Source organism: Desulfobulbaceae bacterium DB1 (genome assembly GCA_001914235.1).
Classification (GTDB): Bacteria; Desulfobacterota; Desulfobulbia; order Desulfobulbales; family SURF-16; genus DB1.
The window spans coordinates 88,593-101,525 of sequence record MQUF01000008.1 but is presented as its reverse complement, the minus strand read 5'-3'; the positions used below and the strand labels follow the sequence as shown (position 1 = coordinate 101,525).

14 protein-coding genes are annotated in these 12,933 nt (G+C 53.2%); 9 read left to right on the top strand and 5 right to left on the bottom strand.

The genetic code is table 11. The features are described 5' to 3' along the window. Window positions 1-8: 8 nt before the first annotated feature. Both BM485_09565 and BM485_09560 read left to right on the top strand, forming a co-directional pair. A complete protein-coding gene (locus tag BM485_09565; GenBank protein ID OKY75215.1) occupies window positions 9-3,695 on the top strand; it encodes a hypothetical protein in 3,687 nt (1,228 codons plus the stop codon). Continuing rightward, window positions 3,692-3,895: a hypothetical protein gene (locus tag BM485_09560; protein ID OKY75214.1), complete on the top strand. Its 204-nt coding sequence runs from the start codon at window positions 3,692-3,694 to the stop codon at window positions 3,893-3,895. Before BM485_09565 ends, BM485_09560 begins: the two co-directional genes overlap by 4 nt. A gap of 10 nt (window positions 3,896-3,905) precedes the next feature. Here BM485_09560 and BM485_09555 read toward each other — a convergent pair whose 3' ends face one another. The 3 genes from BM485_09555 to BM485_09545 form a co-directional block, all read right to left on the bottom strand. Then, entirely contained in the window at window positions 3,906-5,120 is a 1,215-nt protein-coding gene (locus BM485_09555) for a bifunctional 4'-phosphopantothenoylcysteine decarboxylase/phosphopantothenoylcysteine synthetase (protein OKY75213.1), read from the bottom strand. 134 nt (window positions 5,121-5,254) lie between these two features. Beyond that, window positions 5,255-5,806 (bottom strand): hypothetical protein, encoded by a 552-nt coding sequence (locus BM485_09550; GenBank protein ID OKY75212.1) that lies wholly within the window; start codon window positions 5,804-5,806, stop codon window positions 5,255-5,257. Between the two features lie 11 nt (window positions 5,807-5,817). Then, the gene (locus BM485_09545) at window positions 5,818-6,327 is read right to left on the bottom strand and encodes a nitroreductase family protein (GenBank protein OKY75211.1); all 510 of its coding nucleotides are present in this window, start codon (window positions 6,325-6,327) and stop codon (window positions 5,818-5,820) included. A gap of 153 nt (window positions 6,328-6,480) precedes the next feature. Here BM485_09545 and BM485_09540 point away from each other — a divergent pair, with 153 nt between their 5' ends. Next, window positions 6,481-7,299 carry a hydrolase TatD gene (locus BM485_09540; protein OKY75210.1) on the top strand — a complete coding sequence of 273 codons (819 nt, stop codon included), beginning with the start codon at window positions 6,481-6,483 and terminating at the stop codon, window positions 7,297-7,299. Between the two features lie 18 nt (window positions 7,300-7,317). Next, entirely contained in the window at window positions 7,318-8,022 is a 705-nt protein-coding gene (locus BM485_09535) for a YggS family pyridoxal phosphate enzyme (GenBank protein OKY75209.1), read from the top strand. 86 nt (window positions 8,023-8,108) lie between these two features. Here BM485_09535 and BM485_09530 read toward each other — a convergent pair whose 3' ends face one another. Beyond that, window positions 8,109-8,273, bottom strand: coding sequence for a hypothetical protein (locus BM485_09530; GenBank protein OKY75305.1), 165 nt, complete (start codon window positions 8,271-8,273; stop codon window positions 8,109-8,111). Between the two features lie 373 nt (window positions 8,274-8,646). Here BM485_09530 and BM485_09525 point away from each other — a divergent pair, with 373 nt between their 5' ends. The 5 genes from BM485_09525 to BM485_09505 all read left to right on the top strand — a co-directional run bounded on the left by BM485_09525 (window position 8,647) and on the right by BM485_09505 (window position 11,819). Then, on the top strand, window positions 8,647-9,027 hold the full coding sequence (locus tag BM485_09525) for a hypothetical protein (GenBank protein OKY75208.1): 381 nt from the start codon (window positions 8,647-8,649) through the stop codon (window positions 9,025-9,027). 40 nt (window positions 9,028-9,067) lie between these two features. After that, a complete protein-coding gene (locus BM485_09520; protein OKY75207.1) occupies window positions 9,068-9,487 on the top strand; it encodes a hypothetical protein in 420 nt (139 codons plus the stop codon). 74 nt (window positions 9,488-9,561) lie between these two features. Then, entirely contained in the window at window positions 9,562-10,491 is a 930-nt protein-coding gene (locus tag BM485_09515; protein OKY75206.1) for a chromosome partitioning protein ParA, read from the top strand. Between the two features lie 7 nt (window positions 10,492-10,498). After that, window positions 10,499-11,419, top strand: coding sequence for a ribose-phosphate pyrophosphokinase (locus BM485_09510; protein ID OKY75205.1), 921 nt, complete (start codon window positions 10,499-10,501; stop codon window positions 11,417-11,419). Window position 11,420: 1 nt separating this feature from the next. Further along, entirely contained in the window at window positions 11,421-11,819 is a 399-nt protein-coding gene (locus BM485_09505) for a hypothetical protein (GenBank protein ID OKY75204.1), read from the top strand. A gap of 17 nt (window positions 11,820-11,836) precedes the next feature. Here BM485_09505 and BM485_09500 read toward each other — a convergent pair whose 3' ends face one another. Beyond that, on the bottom strand, window positions 11,837-12,880 hold the full coding sequence (locus BM485_09500) for a hypothetical protein (GenBank protein OKY75203.1): 1,044 nt from the start codon (window positions 12,878-12,880) through the stop codon (window positions 11,837-11,839). Window positions 12,881-12,933 lie beyond the last annotated feature (53 nt).

Below are 12,933 nucleotides of genomic sequence, written 5' to 3'. Positions count from 1 at the left end.
CCTTCTTGATGCGGCTGAAATATTTCATTTTCCTTTCCCTCGCCCTGCTGCTGGGACTTTTCGTCTTCCTGTCGCCCCGGATTCCGGCCGTGGGCGACATCCGGTCGCGGCTCCTGCAGGAGGCGGAAAAAGCCCTGCAGGCGGACGTCTCGGTGCAGGAGATACGCTGGCGCTGGGCGCCCCTGCCCCACCTTACCCTGCTCCATGCCGACATCGTGCACCCCGATTATGAACTGCGCCTGCCCAAGAGCCGCATTTATCCAGCCTGGCGCGCCCTGCTGACCGGCCGCATTGCGGTGGGCAGCCTTGAATTGCTTTCACCGCGGGCAAAAATCAATTCCTCGCTGTACAACGCGGTGACGGACGGAACCATCCAACTGCCCCTTCTCAACATCACCATCAGCAACGGCACCCTTTCCCTGGCCCCTTACCGGAATGACCACCTGCGGACAAAAGAAACGACCTTTTCCGATATCGCCTTCAAAGTACGCAAAAAATCAAACCATCTGGCAATTTCCCTGCAGAGCCGGACAACTTTTGCCCCGGCCTTTTCCGTCAAAGGGGATATCGACCTGGCTGTTTCTTCCTATGCCGGCACCATGGAAAGCAGGCAATTTGAACTCGCCCGGCTTGTTGAAACAGACAATCCGGTCATTCGACCGCTGCCCTCGCAAGTCGATTTAAAATGCGATGTCATCGGCCGGGGGCTGCACACGGTTCGCATTCTTTTTTCCGGCAACATCCCCTCTTTTTCCCTGCAGCGGCTTGCGGAACCTGTTGCCTTTGTTTTTGACCAGGCTGATCTGCTGCTGGAAAAAAAGGGGCGAGAGCTTTCCGCCAGGATCTATCAATTAAAGATGCGTGAGCCTGATGTCTCCTTTTCCGGCGGGGTGAGCCGCTATTTCAGCGAGAATGCCGAACTTCCCCTGTACCGGCTTGATCTTGGCGCGGGAAAAATCGACCTGGCCGATATTCGCCGCAAACTTCTCACCTTGCTGGGGGATAATTCCATCACGCAGACAGTCTGCGACATTGTCCGGGACGGCGGGGCGAAATCCGCCACCTACCGTTTTGACGCCCCGCTTGCCGGATTCGAATCCATCGAGTTGATGCATATTAATGTTGATGTCGATCGGGCCATGATCCATGTGCCGGTGGTCGATCTTGATCTGACCGAGTCATCCGGGCCCATCGTCATCGAAAACGGCGAAATATCAGGCCGCGACCTGACCAGTCGGCTGGGCAATCATTACGGTTCAAACGGTTCCTTTGCCCTGGGGCTTTCCGGGGACAACCATCTCTTCAAGCTTGATCTTGATATTGACGCCGACCTTGCCGAGCTGCCCAAAACGCTCCACCATCTTATCGCCAATCAGTATTTCAGAAATGAGGTGCTCAAGTTTTCCTCCACCGGACGAAAAATGGGGCATCTGACCATCGGTGACGATCTTCGTGATTTTACCGTTGATGTGCGCATCTCCGACCTGACCGATGCGGAGATAAGCTACAGCCGACTGCCGTGGCCGTTTCGTTTTCATGGCGGCATGCTCCACATTGAGGACGAAAGAATCGAGTGGGAAAAGGTTGCCGCAACGGCAGGCCCCCATGAAATCCGGGAAACGACCGGCAGGCTTGCCTGGGATGATGCCATGCTTCCCTTTGCTCTCGACAATCTGCAGGCGGAGTTTGATGCCGGGTCCCTTTACGAGCAGCTTGCCGCCTATCCACGGATCAACAACTCCCTCCTGGCGGGTTTGACCTCCGTAGCGGGAAGGGCCGTGGTGGAAAAAGGTTCGGCAACCGGGCGGATTCTTGCGCCGGCGGACTGGAAGTACAGCCTGTCCGGCATGGTCGGCGACGTGAACGTTGTCACGGAAAAACTGCCGGAAACAATCATCATCAAAGAGGCGGTGCTGTCGATTGACGAAAAGTCCCTGACGGCAACCGCGGGTGAAATATCGCTTCTCGACAACCCCTTTTCGTTTGCCGCTGGTCTCACCCACACATTTTTTCGTCAGTGGCAGGGCGAAATTGAGCTGGGAGGCACGGTGTCCCCCGGCATGGGAAACTGGCTGCGGGAAAAAAAATGGATTCCCGAGCCTTTTTTCCCGAAAATTCCCTGCGAGCTGAAAAAACTCAAAATCAGCTTCTCCGAACCGGATCTGGCAATTGCCGGAACCGTGGCGAACAAATCAATTACCGGCGTTCCGGTGGAAGCGCTTTTCGAAGTCGAGATGAAGGGCGACCGTCACCGGAATACCAGACTCCACTTTTTCAACTATCCAAAAGACGCGCTGATCACGATTACCGGAGATCGACGCCACGAATCGCCGGTCGTCAATTTTCAGGGAAGCCTTGATAAACAGACCGTTTCGGCAATATTCAACAGCCCTTTTCTGCTGGCCGGCGAACTGGAAGGATTTTGCCGGATTACCCTGCCCATGGAAAAATCCCATCCCCCCGTCTTTGAGGGCCGCCTTGAAGGCCGTGATCTGGAGTGGCTGTGGGGTGATCTGTTGCGCCGCATCACCGTCGGCAAACTCTCCATCACCGGCGAAAAGGAAAATCTGCTCGTCCATGACCTGGATTTGATTTTTGAAAAGGAGAAAGCGAATGTGCAGGGCTCCGTCACCGTTTCTCCCACCCTCATCACCACCGATCTCACCCTTCATTCCGAAAGTTTGTCCCTGAATACCATCACCCGTTTTATCGATGATCTTTCCGTGTTCCTGAAAAAAGGAAATAATACGGAATCAAGCGGCATGCCCCGCAAGCTTGCCGGGAAAATAGCGCTGCAAACGGAGGAATTTGTATTTGCCGAAACCATCAGGGAGGGAAAAAGCATGAGCTACAGGCTGACCCCCCTGTCCGGCAGCTTTGACTTTTCCGGCCCGCAATCCACCACCCTTCTTCTTGATGATGCGAACTTCTGCGGCCTTGAGATCGACGGCACCCTGAAATGGCACAAAGATCGAAACAGTAAACAATTTTTCATGAAAAACCCCGAGCCCAATCTGACTCGGCTGGAAGATTTCCTCGCCTGCAGCGGCGTGAAACATGAAATCATTTCCGGCCCCTTTCAGGTGAACGCTGCATTGACCGACGACAACGGCAGGCTGTCGGCAGGGGCCTTTCACCTTGCCTCCGAAGGCGGTGTTTTAAAAAGAATGACCCTGCTTGCCAAGATATTCACCCTCATCAATTTCACCGACCTTTATCAGGGGCTTTTCAACAGCGGATTCAATTACAAATTACTGGAGATCGACGGCCATGTTGCCGATAATCTGTTCATTCTCGACAAGGCGATCATGGAAGGGGAAGGGATGGATATCATTGCCCAGGGCAACATCAACCTGCAGGACCTGCAAACCGACCTGACCATTTTTATTGTGCCGTTCAAATCAATCGACAAAATAATCAACATTGTGCCGTTGATCGGCCGGATAATCGGTGGTAAAAAAAGGCATATCATCACCTACCCGGTGAAGGTGAACGGCAATCTGATGAATCCGGAGATCAGCATCCTGTCGCCCACCGCCATCGGCAAGGCGGCAGTGGACTTTCTCTTTGACACCTTGACCCTGCCGCTCGATCTGCTGCCCACCGTCTCCCCCCCGGAGCAGGAACCGGAACCCGGCCGGGAAGGGAGCAACATGACCCCGCAAACGGGGAATCAGGAAGAAGAAAAGAAATGATCGTAAAACTCGTGGGAATATTCTTTGTCGTGCTGGGAACCATTGTTTCCCTGGCATTCTGGATACCGGGCATTATCAATAAAAAACAGTTGAAGGGGATCATGGGCAGCCGGTATTCCCTCATCTATTTTATCTACTTCACCAACGGACCGCTGCTTTTGATTATCGGCGCCTCAATCCTGACCTTTCTGGTTCGCTAGCCCGCAAGCATCACCCTTCCTGTTTTGACAAAACCTTATCCCAGAGTGCCCAGGCCGTTTCCTCCTTGCTGAGCAGAGGGAAATCATGCCGGCCGCCCCGGCGGTCGAGCAGGGTCACCCGGTTGGTGTCAACGGCAAAGCCGCTGTCCGCGGCGGAGATGTCATTGATGACGATATAATCCAGGTTCTTCCGGTGCAGCTTTTCCCGGCCATATTCGAGAAGATTTTCGCTTTCTGCGGCAAAGCCGATGAGCAGCGGCGGATTGGCCCGCTGATCTTTTATCTCACCGAGTTTTTTTAATATATCGCGGTTCCGCACCAGGGTCACCACCTGATCGGCGGTGGATTTCTTGATTTTTTCGGATGATACGGCCGACGGCCTGAAGTCGGAGACCGCCGCCGCCTTGACGATGATATCGGCAGCGTCAAAGCGGCCGAGCACCTCGCAATACATTTCCTCGGCGGTCCGCACCCGGATGCATTCAACCCCGGCCGGTGGGACGATCAGGGTGGGGCCGGAGATCAAAATAACATTCGCCCCACGCTGCCGCGCCGCCGCAGCCATGGCGTAGCCCATTTTACCGGAGGACCGGTTGCCGATAAAACGCACCGGATCCAGGGGTTCTTCCGTCGGTCCGGCGGTGACCAGCACTGTTTTTCCGGCAAGATCCCGGGGTGTGAGAGCACTTATGACGGCATTTTTCACCTGACTCCATTCGGGCAGGCGACCGGGTCCTTCCTCGCCGCAGGCCATGAGACCGGTGTCCGGCTCCAGCACCTGATAGCCGAAACCCTGTATTCTTCTGATGTTGTCCTGGGTGGCGGCATGGAGATACATCCTGCTGTTCATGGCGGGGCAGACCAGCACTTTTGCCGTGCCGGCCAAGACAATGGCGGAAAGCAGATCATCGGCCAGGCCAAATGCCAGGCGGGCAATGGTCTGGGCCGTGGCCGGGGCGACAAGAACAAGATCAGCGGAACGGGCCAGGCTGATATGGGGGATTTTTTCTTCATCCGGCAAAGAAAACATGGAACCATAGACCCTGTTGCCGGTCAGGGCGGCAAAAGTCAGGGGTGAGATGAATTTGGTTGCCGCCTTGGTCATGACGACATGAACATCCGCTCCGTTTTTCTGTAAATCTCGGACCCAGTCACAAACCTTATAGGCGGCAATGGAGCCGCTTACGCCGCAAACTATGTTTTTTTGCTCCAGAATGACAGACATGGCACCTCTGTATCATTTTGAATTTATTGCCTGAAAGGAATGAAATGGCGAAACCGTCTCTTTCACGTGGGGAAAAAGACGGCTTCGCCGGTACTCACAAAAACGAAAGACAAGATCAGCTGGATAAAAAAATGCTAATTGAGAAGCGGTTCTTCATACGCTGGCGGTGGGGTATAACCGGAGCCGGGGGCCGCAGGAGCATATGACGAACCGGCCTGCAGTTCCTGAGCGATATAGATGGACACCTGGGTTTTGTAGCTCAGGCCGTTTTCTCCGATGGTGATCATGCAGGTTTTCGAGGGCTTGGTAAAGATGAGCAGGACGTTTTTCGACTTCACCGAACCGCCAAGTCTCCAGCCGTTTTGCGGCATGGATTTTTCAAAAAACTCGGTCAGGGAATTCACCTCGATCCGGCCTTCATAGCTCAGGATGCCGCCGTTGAATGATTCGGTTTTCACGAACATGGTGTTGTCCCGGTTCATTTCAAGCCCGTCGGGGATCAGGACTTCACGGAAATCCTTGGGGTAAAAGGGACTGGCGGAAACAGTGGCCATGCCCGGGTCATTGCTCTGCTGGCCGGGAAACGAGGTGCATCCGGGCAGCAAGGAAAAGGAAACAAGGCAGCACGCCACGCTGACCAGGGAAAGACTTGATTTTTTTAATGATTTTTTCACAGTGCGGAACATAGTCACCTCCATCAAAATGTCTTTAAAATAAATTCATCAATTTCTTTGCGTTGCGATTGCTGATTACGGTGCCGGGGATGACCAAGGGCGATCATTGCCATGAGGTCGAATTTGGATTCAAGCCGCAGGATTTCATTAACCTGACTTTTGTTTTTCAAAATCTGACCAAGCCAGACCGCACCCAATCCGAGGGCTTCGGCGGCCAGCAGCATGTTCTGGATACATGCCCCGGCGGACTGGTGATCCTTTACCTCGTCATACATCGCTTCCGTATCAAGATAGACTCCGATAAGCGCTTGGGCGGCAAGGACGATATGGCTGTAATGCGTTGTCCCGGCAAGTTGTTTTCGGACCGTATCATCGGTAATGACGACAAACCGCCAGGGTTGATTGTTCAGACCGGAAGGAGCCCATATCCCGGCCCGGATTATCTCCCGCAGATCAGACGGCGAAACCCCTTCCTCGGTAAACTCCCGAATGCTGCGCCTGGCATGGATGGCATCAAGAACTGCTCGCGTCATCTCCCTGTTTTCTCCGGTTACACTGGGTTTGGAATATGAATTTGATCATTACCCCTTTGTTGCGGGAATTTCAATAATTTGTTAGATGAGGGGTGTACGAGGATCAATTTCCGGCCATAATGCCATGAAACCAAGAAAATTACCAGGTCCGCCTTGTCAAAAAAGAAAAAACATATCCCGCTGCCCTGCTTGCCGCCGGGCGTTTCCCTGGTGGATACCCACTGCCATCTTGATATGATGGAAAACGGTGAAGACCCCGCTGATATCATTGAACGAGCTTTTGCCGCCGGGGTAACCCGCGCCGTTACCATCGGCATCGATCCGGCCAGCTCACGAAAGGCCGTGGAACTGGCCGACAGACTCGAGCATGTCTATGCCGCGGTCGGCATCCACCCGCATCATGCCGAGCAGTTGAGCCTGCAGGCGGAAAAAGAATTACAGCGGCTGGCCGGCGGAAGTCGGGTCATCGCCTTTGGCGAGATCGGTATTGACACGGTAAAGGATTACGCCCCGCTCGACGTGCAGCAGCGGGCCTTCACCCGGCAGCTTGAAATGGCCAGAGAGCTCGATTTGCCCGTTATCGTTCATAACCGGGAAGCGCATGAGGAAATTTATCAGCGGCTGAAAAAAAGCGGCCCCTTCCCCCGGGGCGGCGTTATTCACTGTTTTTCCGGAGACGGCGAAATTGCCCGCAAATTCATTGATCTCGGTTTTTACATCTCCATTCCTGGGGTGGTCACCTTCAACAGGGCCGATATGCTGCACGATGCGGTGCGTTCCATCCCTTTAGATTTCATGCTGGTGGAGACCGATGCCCCCTTTCTTGCTCCGGTGCCGTACCGGGGGAAAATCAATGAACCGCTTTTTACCCTCTACACGGCCCAAAAAATTGCCGAATTAAAGGGGCTGGATCTCGCCGAGGTGGCACGGGTGACAACCGCCAACGCCCGCCGGCTTTTTAATATCTCCTGAACAGGGCGGACAATTATCATGACGGCAGTTGAGAAAAATCTGGAAGAGATCAGGGGAAAAATCGCTAGGGCGGCTTGGCGTTGCGGAAGAGATCCGGAAACAATACAACTCGTTGCGGTCAGCAAAAAAATCGATCCTGCGCTGATTCAAGAGGCAATTGCCGCGGGCCAGAGACTCTTTGGCGAAAACTACATGCAGGAGGCCAGGGAAAAGATCAGCGCCGTCAAGGGTAAAGTGCAATGGCACTTTATCGGCCATCTCCAGTCCAACAAGGCAAAGGACGCCGCATCTTTCTTTGACGCCGTGCACACGGTGGACCGGCTCAAGCTGGCCAAGGCATTGGACAAGTATGCCGGACAGGCAGGGAAAAACCTGTCCGTTCTCGTCCAGGTCAATGTGGGCGAAGAGCCGCAGAAGGAAGGGATCGCCACGCAAGATGCCGAGGCGCTGCTGCGGTCGATGCAGGTTTTATCGCACCTGACCATAGCGGGCCTGATGACCATGCCGCCCTTTTACGATGATCCGGAAGCGGTTCGGCCTTACTTCCGCAAACTCCGGCAACTGGGGGAGGATTTTGCCGCCAAGGGCTACTTTGCCGGCAAAAAGGACTTTGAATTGTCCATGGGCATGTCGGGCGATTTCGAGGTGGCCATTGAGGAGGGGGCAACCCTGGTGCGAATCGGCACCGCCATATTCGGCCCCCGCTCAGCGGTGCTGCGCTGAGAGAGGCTCGGGACGGGATTCAAGCAGTTCCCGTGTTTCTTCGTGAGCGATTCGTATTTTTTCGATGAGTTCCCCTTTTTTCAGACTCAGCCCCCTGCGATAAGCCTGACAATCTCGCCGTCTTCGGGAAAACGTCCTGATGCCGCCTTGGAAAAGATCTTTCTGGCATCAACATAGATCTCAAAAACACCGCCCGAGCCGGCGACAAGCTCGACATCCGCGCCGAATTTCGTCTTCAGTTCCTCTTCCAGCCTGGAAGCACGAGGCTTGTAGTTTCATTTTGAACAATACGTAATCGAAACCTTCATATTCCTTTCTCCTCCATTTTTTTGAAGAATGAAACAGAAACCGCTGATTCTTGTTTGCCGCTGCCGGCAAACTATGCTATCATTTTTACTGATGAGCCCTTTCTGCTTGAAATCACTGCTCTTTCCGGCGGAAAAACATTTCGAAGCGGTCAGGCCTTAAACAAAATAGTCATGTAGTATCAATATGTTACACGCAACAAACAAAACCTTTGCCGATCCTTTCCGGATGGCTGTTCTTTTCATGACTTCGATCAATTACCGCGCCGTCCTCAAGCGTGGTTATATAAAATTCTACCAAATAATCGGGTGAGCATCAATGAAGGAGAAAGGAAAAGCAACTGCGGGTTACGATAAAAACAAAATCATACGCCAGGTTTTCCGCTTACCGATCGACGAAAGAGACAACGTTTCGATCAAAATCAACGGTGCCTCGTATGATGTTATCAATATCGGAACAAACGGGGTCGGCCTGCTGATTGACAGCGATGTCCCATTTTCAGTCGACCAACCGCTTCCGTCCATTGAATTGCATCTTGATAAAGATTTACTCAAGCTCAAAGGCCGGGTTGTGCACGTTTCTCCCCGCGAATTCCAGCTTATCTGCGGCATTGAATTTATCACGCCAAGTAAAAAGGATGCGGAGAAAATCATGCAATTTCTCCGCAGACACAGGGAAAGTCTCTTTGGGGAAATTTAGCGGTCTCGCGCCTGTGCACGGCGGCATTCAGGAACCACGGATGATAGACAACAAGAAAAAGAAAAAAGACGTGCTGGGCAACATCCTCCAGAGCACCCACCATGAAGACGCTATTCCTGGTCTGGATGAATTGTCCACCTTGATTGAACGCTATTCGAGGCCGCTTATTGCCAAGGGAGATGTTCCTCCGTCCCCCCTTCTGCCCTCTCCGGTGAAAACGACTGTCAAAAATAGAAAGGGCGGCAAGCGAAAAGCCACCCATTATCTGACAAGAGAGGTTTTTGTCGAATTAAATCAGGCCAACAATTTTTTAAAAGGCCTGCTTCCCGCCGGTTCCAAACTCATGGCAACAAAATCGAAAATTGTTAATTACGCCGTCAAGATGCTTCTCGATGATTTTGAATCAAAAGGAGAAGACAGTGATTTGGTGAAAAATATTATGAAAGATGATTCCAAATGATTTCGATTTCAGCAAATTAAGCTTTCTCTGGCATGGAAACCAGTTGAACATGCTTTTACAATTTGGAGACCCCTATGGTTATCACTTGCCCACACTGTCAAAAAGAACACTCTATTGACGAAAAACTCCTGCCGCCGAATGTCACAAAGGTGCGATGCAAATACTGCAAGGAATTATTCTCCATCAGTAAACCCGAAACCTCGGCCGGCGTAATTCCCGCGGAAACCAGGAATGAAAAAAACGCGGAGCCGCGAAAAATTGCCGTTACCTTAAGCAAGGGCGGCGTGGGGAAAACCACGACCGCGGTCAATCTGGCCGCCGGTCTTGCTCTTGCCGGATTCAAAGTGCTGCTGGTCGACACCGACACCCAGGGGCAGTCCAGTTTTATGCTGGGCGTCAAACCCAAGGCGGGGCTCACCGAGTTCGTCAATGATGAACTTTCCCTGGATGAAACCATGATCCAGGTGCGTGAAAGACTGTGGCTGCTTGCCGGCGGCAGATCCCTTGCCGGTCTGAAGCGAGTGATTGACCGGAAGGATTTCGGCGGAGAAATGACCTTGCGGGAAAAGCTCTCCACCATCGATAAAAAATTCGATTATGTCATCATCGACACCTCGCCCGGCTGGGACCCGCTCATTGTCAACGTCCTTTTTTATGCCAAGGAAGTCCTGACCCCTGTTTCGCTTGAGGTCATGACCCTGCAGGGCCTGGTGGAGTTTCTGAAAAGCATGTCCTCCATCCAGAAATACAACAAGGATGTCGCCCTCAAATACATTCTCCCCACCTTCCATGACCAGCGGGTGAAGAAATCCAACGGCATTCTGGCAAAACTTGAAGAGTTGTACGGCAATCATGTCTGCACCCCGATTCGCTACAACGTCCGCGTTTCAGAGGCGCCGGCCTACGGTCAGACAATTTACGAATTCGCCCCCGGTTCCCCCGGCGCGCAGGACTACCGCGAATTAATTCGCAAAGTAACCGACAACCCGAAACTCTTCACCTGATCTATCCATGACACTTCCAGAAGACATCATCATTCTCTCCAACGAAGCTTCCGAATCACTGGCCAGGCGAATAGCATTACAACTCGACATTCCCTTTACCAGGGTTTTGAAGAAGTTTTTCACCGACGGAGAGGTTTATCACGCCTTTCCCCAGGACATCGCCGGCAAGTACATTGTTATTATCGGCGCCACCCATGACGACGTGTCCCTGCAGGAGCTGATCGATTTAATAGACGGATGCCGCTATTATCGGGCCAAAAGGGTCAATGTCATTGTCCCTTACCTCGGCTATTCAACCATGGAACAGGCAAAGCCGGATTCCAACGAGATCCCCAAAGGCATTACCAGAACACGCCAGATTTTCCGGGCCCGCCCTGATTTCGTCGCCTTTATCGATCTGCACTCCGAGGCGGTTCTCCATGCCCATCGCGGCGATGTTCAGACCCAGCATATCACCACCAGCAAGCTGATTGTGCAGAAGATAAAAGAACTGCAGCTGGAAAACCTGGTGCTGGTGTCCCCGGACTATGGCCGCAGCAAGTGGGTTGCCAGACTGGCAGGCCAGCTCAATGTGCCCCATACGGCGGCTGACAAGGATCGTTATGCCATGGATAAAACCATGGTGAGCCAGGTGGCAAGCGTCGTCAAAGGCAAGACCGCCGTCATCTGCGACGACATGATCCGCACCGGCGGATCAATCATCCAGACCGCCCAGCGGTGTCGGGAAGCAGGGGCACGGGAAACCATCATTTTTGCCACCCATCTGGTGCTGGCCGGCCAGTCCCGGGAAAAATTCAAGGAGCACGGCATCACCAGGATAATCGGGGCTGATACCTATCCCGGCGTGGAAAGTGATGATCTCCTTGACCTCTTTTCGGTGGCCCCCCTGGTGGCCGATGTGCTGAAAGGCCACTTGAGGCTTTCGTGAAATGAGCAGAGAGCGGCGCATTTTCGAGCGTTTTCGATTGGATCTTGAAGGCGCCCTCTTCCTGTGCCGAGGCAAAAAAGGAGAAAAAATCTGCACTCCGATCATCTGCCGCCTTCAGGATTTTTCCAAAAAAGGCGCCTGCCTGGTCACCAACCGGATTCTTGTTGATCACCATCATCTTTTTTTTACCGCCCTTGAATCCGACAAATTCTTTCTTCATCTTGAATTTGCCTGTCCCGGCGAGGAAAATACGGAGGCGGAAACATATACCATACCGGTCCGCCCCGTTTGGTTTGACCGTTTGGTTGATGAAGAGCAAAAACCCTTCAAAATGGGAATAGAATTTTTTGAAAAAATGGGCGAGGAACAGTTTCAGCGCATTCGCCGTCTCAGCCGTTGACGCAGCAGATATTTCAATCAAACGACAAGATCAAGTTCCTGAAGAGTTGCCACCTGGTGATTTTCCAGCAGAGCCAGGGAGGTCTGCCTGATTCGGCCCAGGGGCGAGTTGGCGGCGTCGGTGAGAAGAAAACTGCTGTCAATCGGAGTCAGCAGGAAAGCGCCGATTCCCATTTCCGCCAGTGACCTCAGGTTGAGATTGCCGGTCTGATCCATCATCCAGATTTGCAGCTTGTCAAAAAGAGGATCATTTTCATCCAACCAGCCGTTATCGTCGAGATCATGGAGCGCAAGCTCCTGAAATCCATGACCGCTGTCCGGGCCGAACAACTCCTTGCCGCTGTTGACCACGCCATCCTCATTGCGGTCCCAGACCAGAAAACCGCTCTCCGGCGCGAGAAAGGCAATCTCCTCCAGGTTGCCGTCGTTGTCCAGATCAAAGCTCAGATTGAAACTGCCAAGTTGCGCGCCGGCCCCATCGAGATTGACCACCAGCGGATCGACAAAGCGGGCATCTCCAGCCCTGATGGTGATGCTTTCATGTTGCTCAAAATGACGCATCATGTTCATATTAAAAGAAAAACTGATTTGCTTCCCGTCAGTCGTGACAACGTCGCCACTGGCGGCAAAGGCGACGGTTTCCGTCTCCACATGGGATTTTTCGGCATGGTACTCAAATCCCCAACCAACTCTTTCACTGTCCGGCAAGGGTGATCCGCCGCCGGCTGAGCCGGGTTGCGCAAGGACCGGGGCGTCCACCGTTTGCCCAGCAAAAACAGCCACATGTATCTTGCGTCCGGTGAGCAGCTCAAGGGTACGGCGCATGGCCAGCAGTTTCGGGTCCAGCGCCACGCCCTCTTCCTCCGCGCCTGAAATATCCGGCGCGGCTGATCCGACGCAGCAGGCGGCATTTCGTTTCACGGCCATGGAGGAAAGGGAAAGGCGGTCTCCGCCGGTGAGGTGTGCGGCACCGCCCGCACCATCACCAAGGTTCCGGTCTGACCAGAAGTTCACTGACTCCCGCTCCGAATTCTCGACAATGGAGATGCGGCTCGTCGTCATGTTGATCTGCGATGAGGAAATTTTCATCCGTGCTCCTTCTTTCATTGCGTATG

What these genes read in the sequence shown, in the direction of transcription:
- BM485_09565 (OKY75215.1), top strand. Translation starts at nt 9, where the DNA reads ATGCGGCTGAAATATTTCATTTTCCTTTCCCTCGCCCTGCTGCTGGGA.
- BM485_09560 (OKY75214.1), top strand. Translation starts at nt 3,692, where the DNA reads ATGATCGTAAAACTCGTGGGAATATTCTTTGTCGTGCTGGGAACCATT.
- BM485_09555 (OKY75213.1), bottom strand. Translation starts at nt 5,120, where the DNA reads ATGTCTGTCATTCTGGAGCAAAAAAACATAGTTTGCGGCGTAAGCGGC.
- BM485_09550 (OKY75212.1), bottom strand. Translation starts at nt 5,806, where the DNA reads ATGTTCCGCACTGTGAAAAAATCATTAAAAAAATCAAGTCTTTCCCTG.
- BM485_09545 (OKY75211.1), bottom strand. Translation starts at nt 6,327, where the DNA reads ATGACGCGAGCAGTTCTTGATGCCATCCATGCCAGGCGCAGCATTCGG.
- BM485_09535 (OKY75209.1), top strand. Translation starts at nt 7,318, where the DNA reads ATGACGGCAGTTGAGAAAAATCTGGAAGAGATCAGGGGAAAAATCGCT.
- BM485_09525 (OKY75208.1), top strand. Translation starts at nt 8,647, where the DNA reads ATGAAGGAGAAAGGAAAAGCAACTGCGGGTTACGATAAAAACAAAATC.
- BM485_09520 (OKY75207.1), top strand. Translation starts at nt 9,068, where the DNA reads ATGATAGACAACAAGAAAAAGAAAAAAGACGTGCTGGGCAACATCCTC.
- BM485_09515 (OKY75206.1), top strand. Translation starts at nt 9,562, where the DNA reads ATGGTTATCACTTGCCCACACTGTCAAAAAGAACACTCTATTGACGAA.
- BM485_09510 (OKY75205.1), top strand. Translation starts at nt 10,499, where the DNA reads ATGACACTTCCAGAAGACATCATCATTCTCTCCAACGAAGCTTCCGAA.
- BM485_09505 (OKY75204.1), top strand. Translation starts at nt 11,421, where the DNA reads ATGAGCAGAGAGCGGCGCATTTTCGAGCGTTTTCGATTGGATCTTGAA.
- BM485_09500 (OKY75203.1), bottom strand. Translation starts at nt 12,880, where the DNA reads ATGACGACGAGCCGCATCTCCATTGTCGAGAATTCGGAGCGGGAGTCA.